At 62.2% G+C, this 16,693-nt stretch carries 17 protein-coding genes and 1 tRNA gene; 8 read left to right on the top strand and 10 right to left on the bottom strand.

All coding sequences use genetic code 11. From position 1 onward, the window contains the following. Position 1: 1 nt before the first annotated feature. A complete protein-coding gene (locus RAM60_RS04080) occupies positions 2 to 1,558 on the bottom strand; it encodes a tetratricopeptide repeat protein (protein ID WP_369025460.1) in 1,557 nt (518 codons plus the stop codon). Positions 1,559 to 1,801: 243 nt separating this feature from the next. On the opposite strand from RAM60_RS04080, the gene RAM60_RS04075 reads away from it, so the two are divergent. Continuing rightward, positions 1,802 to 2,485, top strand: coding sequence for an outer membrane protein (locus RAM60_RS04075; protein WP_369025461.1), 684 nt, complete (start codon positions 1,802 to 1,804; stop codon positions 2,483 to 2,485). Between the two features lie 46 nt (positions 2,486 to 2,531). Here the strand turns inward: RAM60_RS04075 and RAM60_RS04070 are convergent, their stop codons facing one another. Then, a complete protein-coding gene (locus RAM60_RS04070; protein WP_369025462.1) occupies positions 2,532 to 3,158 on the bottom strand; it encodes a TetR/AcrR family transcriptional regulator in 627 nt (208 codons plus the stop codon). Positions 3,159 to 3,231: 73 nt separating this feature from the next. On the opposite strand from RAM60_RS04070, the gene RAM60_RS04065 reads away from it, so the two are divergent. The 4 genes from RAM60_RS04065 to RAM60_RS04050 are packed head-to-tail and all read left to right on the top strand — an operon-like array spanning position 3,232 to position 7,499. After that, positions 3,232 to 4,368 (top strand): ABC transporter permease, encoded by a 1,137-nt coding sequence (locus tag RAM60_RS04065; protein WP_369025463.1) that lies wholly within the window; start codon positions 3,232 to 3,234, stop codon positions 4,366 to 4,368. 11 nt (positions 4,369 to 4,379) lie between these two features. After that, positions 4,380 to 5,111, top strand: coding sequence for an ABC transporter ATP-binding protein (locus tag RAM60_RS04060; RefSeq protein ID WP_510640213.1), 732 nt, complete (start codon positions 4,380 to 4,382; stop codon positions 5,109 to 5,111). 1 nt (position 5,112) lies between these two features. Continuing rightward, positions 5,113 to 6,096, top strand: coding sequence for an efflux RND transporter periplasmic adaptor subunit (locus tag RAM60_RS04055; RefSeq protein ID WP_369025465.1), 984 nt, complete (start codon positions 5,113 to 5,115; stop codon positions 6,094 to 6,096). Beyond that, on the top strand, positions 6,093 to 7,499 hold the full coding sequence (locus tag RAM60_RS04050; RefSeq protein WP_369025466.1) for an efflux transporter outer membrane subunit: 1,407 nt from the start codon (positions 6,093 to 6,095) through the stop codon (positions 7,497 to 7,499). The genes RAM60_RS04055 and RAM60_RS04050 overlap by 4 nt, the downstream gene beginning before the upstream one ends. A 20-nt stretch (positions 7,500 to 7,519) precedes the next feature. Here the strand turns inward: RAM60_RS04050 and RAM60_RS04045 are convergent, their stop codons facing one another. Both RAM60_RS04045 and RAM60_RS04040 read right to left on the bottom strand, forming a co-directional pair. Next, on the bottom strand, positions 7,520 to 8,080 hold the full coding sequence (locus RAM60_RS04045; protein ID WP_369025467.1) for a S41 family peptidase: 561 nt from the start codon (positions 8,078 to 8,080) through the stop codon (positions 7,520 to 7,522). Between the two features lie 172 nt (positions 8,081 to 8,252). Next, a complete protein-coding gene (locus tag RAM60_RS04040; RefSeq protein ID WP_510640209.1) occupies positions 8,253 to 9,593 on the bottom strand; it encodes a L,D-transpeptidase family protein in 1,341 nt (446 codons plus the stop codon). Here RAM60_RS04040 and RAM60_RS04035 point away from each other — a divergent pair. From RAM60_RS04035 to RAM60_RS04025, 3 genes are all read left to right on the top strand, one after another. Continuing rightward, entirely contained in the window at positions 9,514 to 10,149 is a 636-nt protein-coding gene (locus RAM60_RS04035) for a murein L,D-transpeptidase catalytic domain family protein (protein WP_369026142.1), read from the top strand. The two genes, RAM60_RS04040 and RAM60_RS04035, sit on opposite strands and share 80 nt — an antisense overlap. Before the next feature lie 244 nt (positions 10,150 to 10,393). Then, entirely contained in the window at positions 10,394 to 12,097 is a 1,704-nt protein-coding gene (locus tag RAM60_RS04030) for a TIR domain-containing protein (RefSeq protein WP_510640207.1), read from the top strand. A gap of 183 nt (positions 12,098 to 12,280) precedes the next feature. Continuing rightward, positions 12,281 to 12,769: a hypothetical protein gene (locus RAM60_RS04025; RefSeq protein WP_369025470.1), complete on the top strand. Its 489-nt coding sequence runs from the start codon at positions 12,281 to 12,283 to the stop codon at positions 12,767 to 12,769. 30 nt (positions 12,770 to 12,799) lie between these two features. On the opposite strand, the gene RAM60_RS04020 is transcribed toward RAM60_RS04025, so the two are convergent. From RAM60_RS04020 to RAM60_RS03995, 6 genes are all read right to left on the bottom strand, one after another. After that, on the bottom strand, positions 12,800 to 13,075 hold the full coding sequence (locus RAM60_RS04020; protein ID WP_369025471.1) for a hypothetical protein: 276 nt from the start codon (positions 13,073 to 13,075) through the stop codon (positions 12,800 to 12,802). A gap of 100 nt (positions 13,076 to 13,175) precedes the next feature. Then, positions 13,176 to 13,252 (bottom strand) — tRNA-Met (locus tag RAM60_RS04015). A 273-nt stretch (positions 13,253 to 13,525) separates the two neighbouring features. Continuing rightward, positions 13,526 to 14,068: a 2'-5' RNA ligase family protein gene (locus RAM60_RS04010; RefSeq protein ID WP_369025472.1), complete on the bottom strand. Its 543-nt coding sequence runs from the start codon at positions 14,066 to 14,068 to the stop codon at positions 13,526 to 13,528. After that, positions 14,065 to 15,039, bottom strand: a complete 975-nt coding sequence (mltG, locus tag RAM60_RS04005) for an endolytic transglycosylase MltG (protein ID WP_369025473.1) — start codon at positions 15,037 to 15,039, stop codon at positions 14,065 to 14,067. Before mltG ends, RAM60_RS04010 begins: the two co-directional genes overlap by 4 nt. 1 nt (position 15,040) lies before the next feature. Beyond that, a complete protein-coding gene (fabF, locus tag RAM60_RS04000) occupies positions 15,041 to 16,300 on the bottom strand; it encodes a beta-ketoacyl-ACP synthase II (protein ID WP_369025474.1) in 1,260 nt (419 codons plus the stop codon). A 93-nt stretch (positions 16,301 to 16,393) separates the two neighbouring features. After that, complete coding sequence (locus RAM60_RS03995) at positions 16,394 to 16,630, bottom strand: acyl carrier protein (protein ID WP_006834437.1); 237 nt, start codon at positions 16,628 to 16,630, stop codon at positions 16,394 to 16,396. Positions 16,631 to 16,693: the final 63 nt, after the last annotated feature.

The raw sequence follows: 16,693 nt of genomic DNA, 5'->3' as shown, positions 1-16,693 counted from the left end.
GTCACGCGGGTCGAAGGAAGTCAGGCCCGATACCGCGCTTATCCCAGTAATCGGTCATACCGATTTCCTGCATTAGCGGCATGAAACGCGGATCCTGCTGCATCTGCGCCCCGGACGGGACGAACAGCATATTGGTCTTGCGGCGTCGCTGGTCGGGGACGAATGGCTGACCCGGTCGCCACTGCATCGCGGCGATCACCGGTCCACGCTCGAGATAGTAGGCGTCGGCCAGCGCGAATGCCTGGTCGATTGCTCCCATAATGTTGAGCAGCATCATGCCGCTGACGACTGCCGCTACGCTCCGCGAAACTCCTCCCATCACCTGTCGCGATGCTGCTTCGATCGCGGCCCTGTCACGAGACTTTGCAGCCTGGAGTGAGGCCATGAGAGTCCCCACGAGCGGAGGCGGAAGAGGCGGCCTCGATGCCGCGTCGGCGACCTGGGCGATGGCGCGATCCAGTCGCCCGGTTCCGGCAAGCAACCACAGCTTGGCAAACCACATTCCGGGATCGCGAGGCCACATTTCGAGACCGCGTTGCGCGACCCGGTCCGCTTCTGCAATCCGGTCGAGGAACCACAGCGAGTAAACCTGCTTGTAGGCGAAGGAGGCATCGAACGGAGCCTTGGCATTGAGCTTCTCGCGCTCGATCCCGGACTCTTTCATCCGCCCCACGGCACCCATGAAGAACAGGCGCGCATCCTGCGTGTAGAGATGATCCGGATGCTCGGCGAGAACGGCATCGAAGCGCCGTTCCGCAGCTAACCAATCGCCGTAATAGGGGATGTAGATAGCAAGCGCAGCTTTCGCATCGGCATTACCAGTGTCGAGTTGCAATGCCCGGTTCGCCGCCTCCTCGACCTTGGTGGCCGATATCTGGGCCTTTTCAATCGCGTGCTCGTCGATCCGTGCGTATGCCATGGCGAGCAAACCCCATGCAGCCGAATTATGCGGCGATACCGAGACTGCCTGCTCCAGAAGCTTTATCGCGCGCATCATCGATTCCGGCGTCCCGGCCCGCATCGCGACCTGGCTCTCGTCCACCAGCTGTGTCGCCGGGTCAGGCTTGCTGAACAGCAAGTATGCTGCTCCTGCAGCAGCGATGGTCAGACCCCCGGCGATTGTCCAGCGCCGCGAAATACCCGGCCCTGGCAAATTTTCCGGTTGTCCCGCATCCGGCGCTTCAAGTTCGGAAAGCCAGAGAGGTCCCGTCTCTGAGATCAGCCGGTAGCCGGTACGCGGAATGGTTTCGACTTCGAAAGTGCCCTGTGCAATCCCCGTGGCTATTCTTCGGACTCCGGCGATCGCACGATTCAGGCTGTCGTCCCCGACGTATACGCCGCCCCAGCAGCGATCGAACAAGGCGTCGCGTGTCAGGACCTCGTTGCATGCCTCTGCCAGCGCAATCAGGACCTGCATCACGCGAGGTTCGATCTTTTCTGTCTCGCGACCGGCCCGCACCGTTCGGGTTGCCGGATCGACCTCGATCGCCCCGATAATGAAACCGGGCTGGTCGGCCAGACTTGCCGCAGTTCTCAGAGTGCTTCGCGATATATCCATTCAGACCAAAGCCTCTTCGTGCCCAATCTCACGGATGCCTTCGTCCCGTATAGCCAATCAGCTGCCGCAAGCATAGCCGACCAGCATGGCTTAGATCGTGCTCAAAGGGATAGTCGCGGAAAACTGCGCTGTCTGCTGCACAAGTCATCGATCACCAGTTCGTCAGAATTTGGTCGGGGCGCGATCATTCACTTCTCATGCCGATAAAGAGACGATTTCCGCTCCACATGGAGGAGCAAAGCGATGAGGAAGACAATTACAGCTGTTGGCATTTCGTTTGCAGCCTGCGCGTGCGCGACGCCTGCCAGCGCAGCCGATGACGATGCCTGGTATGTCGCGGTGGCAGGGACGGTTTCCATTCTCGACGATTCAGAAACCGAGGTGGTCGGCCTCCCCGCGCCAATCGGAACGGTCAAAACGGTCAATGTCATGGACACCGGCTACGGCTTCACTGTCGCCGTTGGCCGGGAGATCGGAATGGCCCGTCTCGAGATCGAAGGCGGATACGCGAGCAATGACTCGGATCATTACGTCGCGATCGCGCCGCCCACGGGCACCATTGCGGCTGAAGGGGGGCACAAGAGCTGGCGGATCATGGGCAATGCCTATCTCGATTTCGGTTCGGGTGACCTCCGCCCATACCTAGGGGCGGGCGTCGGATATGCCGACATCAAGGCCCGGCTATTTTCTGCCCGCCCACCATTCCCGAACGAGGCACCGCTTCTCATCCTTGACGATCACAAGGGCGAACTGGTCTACCAGTTGATGGCCGGTGGCGCTTACACTGTTTCGCCAAAGATCGCGGTGACGGCGCAATACCGGTGGATGAGCGCCGGAAAGGTCCATTTCCGGGACCTCTCGAATTTCGAGGTCATCCGCGAGCATGAAGGTCACAATATCGACCTCGGTGTGAGGGTGAGATTCTGACCTGAAGGACGGTGGAGGAATGGTTGTCGAGGCCATCCGCCGGCGGTCAGTGCCGTGCGTAGGCCCGGCAGAAAACCTCCACCGCCCCTTCGATACGCTTCCGGTTTTCTGTCGGATCGCTGGGCTGGCCGAAACGCCGATCGAGATCGCCCATTCCCTTGCACATGCTGGCGAACTGTTCCGCTGCAAGCTCGGGGTCATCGACGTCGAGCTCGCCCGCGGCATTGAGCGCCGAGATGAAACCGGAAAACGCACGCTTCATGCGGTGAGGTCCGGCAGCGAGAAAAGCTGCGCCGATCTCAGGCTCATGTTCGGTTTCGGCCGCGATCCGGCGGTCGAACTGGACCATGTCCTCCCGTGACAGGAAGGCGACCATCGCCTCGCCGATCGCGGTCAGGCGCTCGCGCAGCGACCCCCGCGGGATTTCTCGAATGGAGAAATGTCCGCTGATCGTCTCGCACTGGTTCTCGACCGACGCGGCGAAGAGGCCACGCTTGTCGCCGAAATGGTTATAGACGGTGACCTTCGACACGCCCGCATCGGCCGCCACCTGCTCGATGGAGGTCGCCGCAAATCCACGGTCGAAAAAGGCGCGCGTCGCCGCCGCGATGATCGCATCGCGCTTGGCGGTATCGGTGGGCCTTCCGACCCTCTTGCCTGCTTCGGTTGACAAAATGAACGCTACCGTTCAGTTGAACGACTGCGTTCAGTAATGGACGAGTCGAAGGGGCAAGGCAAGCGAACGCATGATCTGGATTGCCATCAGGATGCTCACCGGCGACGCCCAGAAATTCTATGGCCTCGTCTTCGGCATCGCCTTTTCCACCCTCCTCATCACCCAGCAGCTGACCATCTTCGTCAACCTCGTCGAGCGTGGCGCGAGCGGGGTCTACAATGTCGGCAATCCCGACGTCTGGGTGATGGACACAGTCAGTCGCACCACGGAAGTGAACTACGCCATGCCCTCGACTGCGCTCGACAAGGTGCGCGGCGTACCGGGTGTGGAGTGGGCGGTACCGCACCTGCGCGCCGCGGCCTCGGTGCGATCAGGTGATGGCGACCTCGAGGGGGTAGCGATCATCGGTGTCGACGACGCGACCCTCATCGGCCTGCCCAAGCGCATGAAGGAAGGCAGCATAGACGTGCTGTCGCAGCCCGACAGCGTGATCATCGACGATACGGGCGTACTCCGCCTGTTCGAGGATGGACGCGATCCGATCGGCCAGCGGCTCGAACTGAATGACCAGCGGGCAGTAATTCGCGGCGTTGCCGATGCCATCCCAAGCTTCACCAGCCAGGTCACGCTCTACACCAAGTACAGCGCGGCGCTCCGCTATGTGCCCGGCACCCGCAATCGCCTGTCCTTTGTCCTCGTCGGCGCAGCGGACGGCGTGACCCCCGAGGAACTGGTCAAGCGGATCGAGAAGGAGACCGGCCTGCGCGCCCGCACCCGCGACGAATTTGCGCAGGACGGCATCGACTTCATCATCGAGAATACCGGCATCCCGCTCAATTTCGGCATTACTGTCGCGCTCGGCTTCATCGTCGGCGTCGCCATCGTGGGGCTGACCTTCAGCCTCTTCATCCGCGACAACATCAAGCAATTCGGCGCCCTCAAGGCCATCGGCGTCACCAATGCCAAGATCCGTCGCATGGTAGCGGCCCAAGCCGGGCTTGTCGGGCTGATCGGCTATGGGCTGGGGGTGCTCGGCACGGTGGGCTTCCTGTGGAGCTTCTCCGGCAATCCCTTCTTCAAGGGTTTCTACATCCCCTGGCAGATCCCGCTTATCAGCCTGACCGCCGTAATCGTCATCCTTGCCCTCACCGGCTGGCTGGCGCTGCGCAACGTGCTGCGGACCGAGCCGGCATCGGTGTTCCGTTGATGGGCGAGAAGATGGACACGACCGCCATCGGCGGATGCGCACCCACGGCGGCAATCTGTACGCGCGGGGTGACACGCGACTTCACTGCGGGCCAGCAGACCCTCACCGTGCTGCACGGGATCGACGTCGACATCCGTGCGGGCGAGCTGACCTTCCTCGTCGGCGAAAGCGGGTCAGGAAAGACGACGCTCATCTCGATCATGTGCGGCATCCTTTGGCCAACACTTGGCGAGGTGAAGGTTTTCGGAACCGACATCTACGCACTCGACGACACCGCACTGGTCGAGTTCCGCCTGCAGAACATCGGCTTCATCTTCCAGCAGTACAATCTCATCCCCTCCATCGACGCGGCCAGCAATGCCGCGGTGCCGCTGATCGCGCAGGGAATGCATCGCGATGAGGCGCGAGAGCGAGCCGTAGCAATGATGGAGAAGCTCAACATAGGCGACCAGGCACACAAGCTGCCGAGCCAGCTTTCGGGCGGCCAGCAGCAGCGCGTCGCGATTGCCCGCGCTCTTGTCCACGAACCTCGGCTGGTTGTCTGCGACGAGCCGACCGCCGCACTTGATGCCTCCTCGGGTCGCCGGGTGATGGACCTGCTGCGCGAGGTGGCTGTCGCCCCCGATCGGGCTTGCATCATCGTGACGCACGACAACCGCATCTTCGACCTCGCTGACCGTATCCTCGTGCTCGAGGATGGTCGCATCACCCATGACGGCACCGACATGCCGGAAGGACACTGACATGGCTTTCGATCCGCGAAACTTCAGCTTCTCGCGACAGATTTTGCCGGTGATCGCCGTTATCGGCCTCATCCTGGCAGTGTTCTTCATCTGGAACGGCCTGCCCGATCGCCAACTGTCCGAGCCCGAGCGCGAGCCGCCGCGTGCTCCCGCAGCGCTGGCCAATACGGAACGGGTAGCAGGAGCGGGCGTCGTCGAACCGTCGAGCGAAGTCATCCAGATCGGCTCCGCCCTCTCCGGCCTCGTGACCGGCCTTTATGTCGCGCCGGGAGATCGCGTTGGCGCGGGGCAGGTCCTCTTCACCGTCGACGATCGCGCGGCGCGGGCTGCGCTGGGCGAAGCGAATGCGGCGATCGCGGAAGCCCGGGCCGCAATTGCCGAGGCGCAGTCCGCGCGAGCAACGGCAGGCCGACAGCTCGCACTCTATCGCAATGTCGATGATCCGGCCGCCGTAAGCCGTGCGGAGGTTATCCGCGCCGAAGGCGAGGCGGCAGCGGCAAACGAACGCCTCCGCCTCGCCCAGGCCCGGCTGCAATCTGCTCAAGCCCGTGCCAACTCGGCCAGTACCGAGATCGGCAGGTTGACGATCCGCGCGCCCATTGCCGGCGAAATCCTCGCGGTAAATATCCGCAAGGGCGAATACGTCAGCACCATGGGTGGCGGCGGATCGCAGCCGTTCATAGAGATGGGCCAGACCCAGCCGCTCCATGTCCGCATCGACATCGACGAGGAGCAGGCCCCGCGCGTCGCGCTGGGTGCACCTGCGACGGTCAGCCCGCGCGGTGCCTCGGATCGACAGGTGAAGGCGAAATTCGTCCGCGCCGAACCTCTGGTCGTGCCCAAACGCTCGCTGACCAATAGCGCTGCAGAACGCGTCGATGTGCGTGTGCTGCAGGTAATCTACGAGCTGCCGGAAACCGACGGACTGTTCCGGGTCGGCCAGCAGGTCGACGCCTACATCGCTGCGAAAGTACCGGGCAAGTGAACCGTTATACGCTCCTCCTTGCGGTCGGCGCGCTATCGCTCTCCGGATGCGTGGCAGGTCCACCTCCCGAAGTCGCGACACCTGCACCCGAGCTTCCTCAGAGCTTCTACTATTCACCCGACACAGCGACCGCAGGATCTCTGGAAGCCCTGCTGCCGCAGGACGACCCCGCGTTCATTGCGCTATCGGCGCAGGCGCTCTCTGCCTCGCCGACACTGGCCGAGGCAGCAGCGCGCATCGAACAGGCGCGCGCCGGTGCCGACCGCGCAGGTGCCGAGCGTCTCCCGAACATAGGGGCCAATGCGTCGGTCACCGGACAGCGTACCAATCCTGCCCAGTTTTCGTCCAACCTGCCGCCCGGGATTTCCTTTGACACCGAGCGCGTGTCCTATGGCGCGAACCTTACCGCGCGGTGGGATCCGGATATTTTCGGGCGTTTGCGCGCGCAGGAACGCGCAGCACTCGCGCGGGTCGATGCGGCGGACGCCAATGCCCGAGGCGTGCGCAACGCTCTCCTCGGCGAAATCGCCGCCAGCGTCATCGACTGGCGCACGCTCGATCGCAGGCAGGCTGCTATCGAAAATGACCTTGCCGCAGCAGACGAACTGGCGCGCCTTGCCGGCGTCCGCGAGCGCGCCGGGATTGCCCCCGGTTTCGACCGGGTTCGTGCAGAGAGTTCGGCCAGTACTTCGCGCAGCCGCCTCGCTGCTCTCGAAAGCGAGCGTGTGCGCCTCGTCGGCCGCCTCGTCACGCTGACCGCGCAACCTGCACCCGAAGTACGCACGGCTTTGGCGCAAGCCGCGCCGGCGCTCGGTCAGCCGATCGCATCTGCCACCCTTCCCTCTGCCTTGCTGGTCAATCGACCGGACGTACTTGCGGCGGCGGCCACGCTCTCTGCCGAGGATGCCGAACTGGCCGCGGCTGCTCGCCGGCGCTTTCCCGTGTTCGACCTTTCGGCCGCAGTGGGCCTTCTGGCATTCGGGATTGGCGACTTGTTCGACAGCCAGTCGGTTGTCGGTACCCTTGCTGCATCTGTCGCCGCGCCATTGCTCGACTTCGGTCGCATATCAGCCGAAATCGACGCCGCTGCCGCAAGCAAGAAGGCCGCTTTCGAAGCGTACCGCGGCGCGGTTTATTCTGCCTTGGGCGATGCCGAGGCGGCTTATGGCCTCGTCGCCTCTACCGATGCCGAGGCCGCTGCGGCACGCAACGAGGCAGCCAACCTCCAACGCGCCGCGCGTCTCGCCGAGACCCGCCAGAACGCCGGTCTTGCGGACTTCCTTACCGTGCTCGAAGCCAGGCGAGCTGCCGATGCCAGCGGTGAACGGGCCGCAGCAGCTGAAGGACGGGCGCGTCGTGCACGCGTGCTCTTGTGGCAAGCGCTGGGAGGAAGCGGCAGCTGACGCCTTGGCCGGGGTTGCGATCAGCGCCCGGAAACCCAGGCTCTCGCCGCCTCCATGCAGGTATCGCGTCCCGACGCGATATCCGCCACCGTCGGTCTGATTTCCACATCGGGAAGAACACCACGGTCGGGCTGCGGCGTCGTCGGGAAGTTGGCGATCAGGGGAACATCGAACTCGAGGCCGCTGCCCGGCAGGCGCACGAAGAAATAGGCCCCGCCATTGATCCCGCGAAGGTTGCCGCCGGTCTGTTCGCCGAACAGCCTGATGAGACCAGCCTCCTGTGCCCGGCGCGCGAAGGAGAATGTGGCGGAGCTGCACGTCGGTCCCACGAGTGCTGCCACCGGCAGTTCGAGCCTGGGGCCAACGGCCGGGATTGTATCGGTCGCTTCCCTGCCCAGTTCGAAGAACCCGTTGCCGAGGTCTTCCGCCCCCTCGCCGATGGTCCTGAACGATGGATCCCACGTGTCGAGAAATTGATCGAGTTCAGGTGGCGTGCGGCGATAGCGCACCCATTGGCGATAGCCCTCGAAGGACAAGTCACGATCGGTCAATCGGGCGAGAACGATCAGGAGTGCGCTCAATGTCCGGTTTGCGGTGCGATTTCGGATCGGACGATGCAACGCAACGGCGATGGCAAGCAACTGCGCGAATGCAACAAGGAGCACTGCCGTTCGCCATCCGAAGACGAGACCATCGATCATCCCTCAATGGATTAGTGTGTCGTGATCTCAAGTCGAGTGGGGGAAGCGCCCGTTAACCGTTGGCGCCCATATCGCACCCTATGGCCTGCGCAGGCTGTATGTTGCCGTATGTTGCGGACATCTGCCTGATCAAACCGTCCCGCCCGTAGATGTCGTCGAGAATGTTCACACCACCGGCTCCGTCTTCCACCGCCGTAAAATAGGCGACGTATAGGGGGAGCGGTGTGGGGATCGAGATTTCCGTAGTTTCGCCCCCGGCTACGATACGGTCGACCTCCTCGCGTGACTTCACGCCCTGGAGCAGGGTCGCGGCATAGCCGATCGCGTCCCCGGTACGGATGCAACCATGGCTGAACGCGCGCACCGGTTTGTCGAACAACGTCTTGTTGGGGGTGTCATGCATGAATACCGAATAGGGGTTGGGCATGACCAGCTTCATCTGGCCCAGCGCATTGTTCGGCCCGGGCTTCTGCCGATACCGTCCACCCGACCATACGTAGCCACGAGCCTTTGCCAGCGCAGGATTGCGCCGAACCAGCGCACCCACGCTTTCTCTCACAATGCTCGCTGGAATTTCCCACCAGGGGTTCAGCACCACACCTGTTATGGTGGCGTCGAACACCGGGGTGGGAGTCGAGGTCTTGCCCACGATGACCCGCCAAGTCCCGGCCGGTTTGCCATCTCGCCATAAGTTGGCTTCGAAGCGCGCAGCATTCACAAGGACGTAATCGGTCCCCAGCGATCGAGGCATCCACCTCCAGCGTTCCATGTTGAAGGCGATGGCCTGGCGCTTCTTGAGATCGCTTTCCGAGGCGTAAGCCGTCCGCAGCGCCGAATACTCAGGATGCGTCGGGCGCTGCATGGCGAAAAAAGTGTCGAGCGTGCCCGTCTCCAGTGCCTTGTCGAGCATCGGCGCAAGAGAGTGCTCGTCATCCGTGTCACGAATGTTCCAGCCCCGTCGTTCGCTGGACCTGGCTGCGCCTTTGAGATGCTTCTTCGCAAGATCGAGTGCGATTTCCCGCGCCTCGGCTGAAATTTCTTTCTCATTGCCACGATCAACGGCCCTGTCGAGGTCACGCGTAGAAATTTGCGGAAGTGCATCTTGTGGCGCAGCTGCAACCCATTGCCTGAGCTTCGTAATGTCCGCCGAGGACCACTCGGGAGACATATCCTGCGCCAACGCCGGCGAGCATGTGAGCAGGCCTACCGAAAGCGCCAGCGCCGAATGCCGGAACATCCCTCTCGATCCGTTCAACCTTGCCTCCCCCAGTTGCGAACCCCACATCCTAACCTTGTTGCCCAGGGATCGCACCATGACAATCAGCAGACGCCAATTCATTGGTGCCGGAATATGTGTCGGCGCCGGTTTTGCATCTCCCGGAGGTGCGATCATCGCACCTCCTTCCCAATCTCCATCTATTCCTCCTTCTCCTGCCCTTCCCCCGGTCCCTCCGGTCATACAGAGTGGGTTGGAGGCCCTTTCCCGCCACCATGCCAGTGTCGTCCATCGGGACAGGATGGCAATTGCCGATTACAGTCAGGCATCGTCAGAGGCGCGCTTTCACATCATCGATGTGCAACAAGGGCGGATCGAGGCATCATACCTTGTATCCCACGGACGTGGTTCCGATCCGTCGAATTCGGGCTTCGTGGAACGGTTCTCGAACCGGCCCGGATCAAACGCCTCTTCTTCGGGCAGTTTCCTGACCGATGACATCTACTATGGCAAACATGGTCGTTCGCGGCGCCTGCGAGGGCTCGATGCCGAAAACAATCTCGCCTGGGATCGGTCCATCGTGATCCATGGGGCAGAGTACGTCGACAGGTCCATGGCTGAACTGCAGGGGCGTGTCGGACGTAGCCTGGGGTGCTTTGCCTTCGAACAGGGCAAGATCGACGAAATCCTCGAGCTACTCGGACCGGGCCGTTTGCTCTTCTCGACGAAATAGGTCCGCGTCCCGCGAGGATGCGGATGCTCGGCTACAAGATCGAAATGGTAGCGGAACGGGGACTCGAACCCCAAGCACGCGGTTCATGATTTCAAGGGGAATGGGACCTATGCTGTCGAGGCGCTGAGTCAATTGACACAGTCCCAGCGTCCAGAAAACGAAGGCCTAAAGCCCTCCCGGCCGTCATTACCTGCCTTGTTTCCCCTAAAGCGGAACGCTTTGACGGCATTGGCCATGGTAGCTTATGTCCCTTCTCGGGAAATGGGTGGGGATACGGCACGCAATGTCTGAGATTTTCCTGTCCTACAGCCATGCCGATGTCGAAACGGTCGAACTGTTCGCGCGGCATCTGGAGGAAGAGGGCTTCTCCGTGTGGTGGGACGCGACGCTGCGCATGGGCGAAGCATTCGACGAACGCATCGAGGCGGCGTTGCGCGGTGCGAAGGCCGTTATCGTTTTGTGGTCCCGGAATTCGGTCAAATCGCGTTGGGTTCGGGCCGAAGCGACACTGGCCGATCGTCAAGGATCACTGATGCCGGTGATGATCGAGACTTGCGAACGACCGATCATGTTCGAACTGACCCACACCTCGGATCTGTCGCACTGGAGCGGCGACAGGACCGATCGAGCGTGGCGGTCATTCGCCAGTGAGCTTTCCCACAAGATCAGCGGCACTTCGCCCCAAAGGGCGCCTTCAACCCAACTCCCCACGCGGCACACTTCAGTTGCAGGCAAATCGTCGCGAAGCCTGATGAGCAGAAATTCCGTGGGCATACTGCCCATCCAGAACATGGGCGGAGACGAGACTGAATTCCTTGCCGACGACATTGGACACGATCTAGTCTCGATGCTGTCGAACGCGCCCAACCTTAAGGTCGCGGCCTATGATCCGGGACTCAAGGGGAAGTCGGCCCAGAGCGAACTGAGGGACATCGCGACGACACTCGGCGTTCATTACCTCGTGTCAGGAGCGCTTTCCCGGCGCGGGGACATGCTGCGATTGCGCATCGGGCTTATCGACGCCGAGGACAATCGCCACATCCTTTCATGGCGTCTCGAGGAGCAGATCGACAGGTTCCATGACGATCTCGAAGAGTTCATCCTGGACCTCTCGACGCCAATCCTCAGCGAAATTCAGATTGCCGGTGCCGAGGTTTCGCACGTTGACGGCTCCGATCGCGATGCGAGCCAGATCGTGCAGACGACCGAGATGCTGCGCGCGCTCTACTCCGAGCGCCGCGCAAAGGAGATCGTGGACCACCTTGAGGACCTATTGCAGATCGAGCCGGAGAACGTGTCCGCTCATGCCGGTTTGACCATCCAGCTGGCCCAGAACCTGTTGAGCGGATGGGCAGCCGATCCTGCAGCCACACTCGCAAAGGCACGCGAGCACCTGGCAATCGCCCGATCGATCGCGCCCGGCGATCCCGATGTCTTGTTGGCCGCCGGCACCCTGCCGTTCATGCTTGGCGACCATAACGAGGCTGTCCGCTTTCTGCGCCAGGCTGTGCAGCGAAACCCGAACAACCCTCATGCACTGGCCCTGCTTGGCGCATCGAGTGTCTTTGCCAGTGAAGGTGGAAGCGGGATCGAGATGATCCGAACTGCCGAGAGGAGGGCCCCCCATCACCCACGTATGGCGATCTGGGCGACCTACCGGGGCGTGGCCCACATGAGGCGAGGCGAATGGAAAGAGGCGCGGGATGCATGGCGGGACGCCAACGACCGTAACCCCAATTATGCCCTTGCCAATGTAATCGAAGGTGTACTCTGGCACATGGATGGACGGCCGGACGAAGGGGTTGCGGCGCTCAAACGTGCGCCAGGCTTCACCTTCGAGGCCTATCAGAAAATTCTGGATTCAAGCCGTTGGATCTGGGCGAACGACGATGACTTGGAGAAATACACGCAACACGCGCGCGAGCTGTTCGCACTGGTCGAACGCTGATCTTCTAGGTCGTTCCTGGATATGCAGGAAATGGTAGCGGAGGAGGGACTCGAACCCCCGACACGCGGATTATGATTCCATCGGGAAAGAAGTTGCCTTGAGGTCAGTGCTTGCCTCCCATGAGGAATCTTCGCAAGATCAAACCTCGGGTCTGCGAGCACATGGATTGAGGGAGAGAGTCTCATGTCGCAAACTTCATCAACGGCTTGTGTCGCCATGGTTACAGCCATTTCGCTCGTGTCATCGCCTGCGGCGGCTGAAAGCGCGAACATGCCAAGTGCTATTCAAGCCAAGATTGACGCTGCACGGGCCGAATGTGCGAGTTTCGACAGCGGTGAATTCGCTCTCGAAGAAGGTGCTGTCCAACGGGTGGACCTGGATGGGGACAATGCCGATGATTGGGTCGTTAACGAAGGCCGGTTCGCATGCTCCACCGCGGCATCGCTTTACGGCGGCACGGGCGGCAGCATGTCTCACTTTCTGATTGGCTCCAAACTGGCCTCAATCCAGAACCAGGGGTGGGAAATCACCCAGTTCGGTCCGCACACCGTCCTGCTTGCACGAGTCCATGGATCGAACTGCGACGGGATCAATCCCACGCCTTGCGTCACGTCCAGCGTGTGGGACGAGGAGGCAAAGGTATGGCGTTCTGCAAGTGCGGCGTGGGAATAGGGTCACGCCGCGCGCAGCACCAACTGCGGCCTATTCGACGTATTCGCAGAAGGTAGCGCCGTATTCGGCCCTATCGAGCCCTGCGGCTTCTGCATCGGCTTCCGACGCGTAGCGATTGCCATCGGCATCGCAGACTTCAAACGCATCCGTGCTTGGCGCAGGCTCCGCAGTCACGACCTCGGCTGTACTCGCCTCGGCAGCTTCCACCGCGTCACTCTTGGCAGGTTCTTCTTCGGCCGCCCCGGAACACCCAGCGATCACGAATGCCGACATGGTCGCAAGAATTGTCTTTGCTGATACTTTCACACGCTCCTCCCTCGAAAGGGCAAATTTACGCATGATAAGCATCCCAATGCAAATCCGGTTGCCGGACCGCTCTGAGCTTCGATGTGAGGCGCGTGAAAAATGGTAGCGGAGGAGGGACTCGAACCCCCGACACGCGGATTATGATTCCGCTGCTCTAACCACCTGAGCTACTCCGCCCCGAAAGGCATGCCGAGGCGGCAAGGCCCGCACGACAGGCGGCGCATTTAGGGCGGTGTCAGCCCCCGGTCAACTGCCGAAATGGACCGATTTGCGATTATGGCGCGGGGAGGGAATCCATACTCGATCAGATGAACAAGAGAGGGCACCCCCGCCGTCGGGCAAACAGTTGCAGGCAGCGGATAGTTGCCACCGCGACAGCATCAGCAAGGACGAAAAGCCCGCGCGTCGCGAGACCGTTGAGTGCTTTTGGGCATCTACCGCCCCTCCGCTTCAGGCTGTTGCTCGCCCGCGAAACGTAAATTGCCGGACCGGCTCCCATGGTCCACCCCGGTAGCGGAACAGCTCCAATCCGCGAAAGGTGAAGGGTTGGTCGGGGATGGTGCCTTCAAGCTCTTCTTGCAGCGCCTTGGCGTCGCGGGCGAGCACCTTGTTCTGGATCGTGACGTGAAGGCGCGGACGGTGCTGGTCCTGCCCCGTCAGCAGGCCGCGAAAACGATCTGCCAGTTCGTCGCGGAGCCGCAACATGCCCTCGCTCCGGAGGCGGATGGCGGTGCCGCCGCCTAGCGGCATGATGCCCGCGACCTCCGCTGCGACCGGTGCGAACTCGCTCGCAGCTGCCTTGCAGGCCGAAACCACCTCGTCCTCGCACATCCCCGGAAGCGCGTGGAACAGCGTGACGTGAGCTTCGAGATAATTGCGCTCTGGCGGGAAGTGGGCGGTCCTCAGCGCAGTGAAGCGCGCATGCAGGTGCTCGGGCAGCTGCGCCGTCAGGATGAGCGGCGCATCGTCGAGGGGATGCGTCGGTTCGCTCACATCTCTCCGCGCTTGCGGCGGATTTCGAACCATTTGGCGACGTTCGCGTTATGCTCGTCCAGCGTCCTGGCGAAAGCATGGCCGCCCGTACCGTCCGCAACCATATAGCGTGCCTCGGTCTTGGCCGGGTTGAGCACTGCCGCGATGGATTCGCGGCCAGGATTGGTGATCGGGCCCTTGGGCAGACCGACCATCGAATAGGTGTTGTAGTCGTTGATCGCGGCGATCTCCGACTGCTTGATACGGCGACCGAGCGGCTTGCCCTTGGTAATCGGGTAGATGATCGTCGGGTCGGCCTGCAGCAGCATCCCGTCCTTCACACGGTTAGAATAGAGGCCAGCGACCATCCTGCGCTCGCGCGGGACGCCGGTTTCCTTTTCCACGATCGAGGCGAGGATGACTGCATCCTTCACATTGTCGACCGCTATGTCCTTGCCCCGCTTCGGCCAGGCTTCGGCGAGGTAGTTCTGCATCGCCGCCTGCATCCGGGCGAGAACTGCGGCGCGCGTTTCGCCACGCTCGAAATCGTAGCTGTCGGGCAGGACCGAACCCTCCGCCGGGACGGGGATTTCGCCCGTGAGCAGGTCCTCCGCCATCAGGCGTTCCCACACCATGATCGAGGGCAGGCCCTCGGGGATGGTCACGAGACGGGCAAGCGCATTGCCATGCTGGAAGGTGTCGAGAATCTGGGCCGGACTCGCACCGGCGGGGATCAGGAACTCCCCGGCCTTGATCGGGTCCGACGAACCGAAGATCTTCGCCCGCAGCAGGAAGGCATCGGCGGAAGACACGAGGCCTTCCTCCGCGAGCTTGTTGGCAACCGAGGTCAGCGACGCGCCGGAGGGTACGATGAAGTTCGTGTCCTCCTCGACATCCGCGCCGCCCCACCAGCCCGACAGGAACCATGCCGCGCCGACCAGCAGCACCAGCGCGAGGATCGCGCCGAGCCCCAGCGCGCCGGTCTTTTTCACGTCAGTCGACCTTCTTGACGATCAGCGATGCGTTCGTGCCACCGAAACCGAAGCTGTTGTTGAGTGCAGCCTTCACTTCGCGCTTCTTCGCCTTGTGCGGCACGAGGTCGACGCCCTCGGTGCCCTCGTCCGGATCGTCGAGATTCAGTGTCGGCGGCACGATCTGGTCGCGGATGGCGAGGATGCAGAAGATCGCCTCCACCGCACCGGCACCGCCGAGAAGGTGACCGATGGCCGACTTGGTCGAGCTCATCGAAGCACCGCTGAGATCATCGCCAAGAACGCGCTTCACGGCGCCCAGCTCGATCGTATCGGCCATCGTCGACGTGCCATGCGCATTGACATAGTCGATGTCGCCCGGCTCCATCCCGGCCTTGCGCAGCGCCATGCGCATCGCAAGTTCGGCACCCTTGCCTTCCGGGTGCGGAGCGGTGACGTGATAGGCATCGCCCGACAGGCCATAGCCGACCACTTCGGCATAGATCTTTGCGCCGCGCGCCTTGGCGTGCTCATATTCTTCCAGCACGACGACGCCTGCACCCTCGCCCATGACGAAGCCGTCGCGGTTCTTGTCGTAGGGACGGCTCGCCTCGGTCGGGCGGTCGTTCATGCTCATGTTGAGCGCCTTGGCCTGCGCGAAGCCGGCCACGCCAAGCGGGTTGATGGTCGATTCCGAACCACCCGCCAGCATAACGTCGGCATCGCCGTCCTTGATCATGCGGGCAGCGTCACCGATCGAGTGCGCGCCGGTCGAACAGGCGGTCACCACGGCGTGGTTGGGGCCCATGAGGCCGTACTTGATCGAAACCTGGCCGCTGATGAGGTTGATCAGGCGCCCGTGGACGAAGTGCGGCGACACACGGCCCGGGCCACGTTCGGCCAGCACCAGTGATTCGCTCTCGATGCCCGGAAGGCCGCCGATGCCCGAGCCGATCGAACAACCGGTGCGAAGCTTGAGGTCGTCGTCCATGTCGGCCAGACCCGCATCCTCGAGCGCCTGTCCGGCAGCGTCGATGCCATAGATGATGAAGGGATCGACCTGGCGCTGGACCTTGAAGTCGACGCGCTTGTCGGGGTCGAAACCCCATTCATGGTCCTTGGGCTTCACCTCGCAGGCGATGGTGCACTTCTGCCCCTCGGTATCGAAGCGGGTAATCTGCCCTGCCCCGCTCTTGCCCGCAATCAGGTTTGCCCAGCTCGTTTCGACATCTCCACCCAGCGGGGTGACGAGGCCAAGACCGGTAACGACCACACGACGCATGCAATTCTCCGCAAAATGACAACAGGCCCGGCCCGTTATCGGGTCGGGCCTGTCCGTTCCCGCCTCAGGGGCAGGGTCCGTTGAGCGTCAGGCTTAGCCCTTGTGCTCTTCGATATACTTGGTGGCGTCACCAACGGTGGTGATCTTCTCGGCCGCATCGTCGGGGATTTCCACGCCGAATTCTTCCTCGAACGCCATGACCAGTTCGACGATGTCGAGGCTGTCCGCACCGAGGTCGTCGATGAAGCTGGCTTCCTGGGTCACCTTGTCGGCTTCGACGCCGAGGTGCTCGACGACAATCTTCTGCACGCGGTCGGCAGTATCGCTCATTTTATTCCCTCTCGAATTCCTGGGGGTTTGAAAGTTGGGTTTCGCCCTAATGAACGGGCGCGC

Source organism: Qipengyuania sp. RANM35 (assembly GCF_041021145.2).
GTDB classification, from domain to species: domain Bacteria; phylum Pseudomonadota; class Alphaproteobacteria; order Sphingomonadales; family Sphingomonadaceae; genus Qipengyuania; species Qipengyuania soli.
Note: the sequence above shows the minus strand (reverse complement) of the source record. Positions and strands in the feature narration are given on the sequence as shown.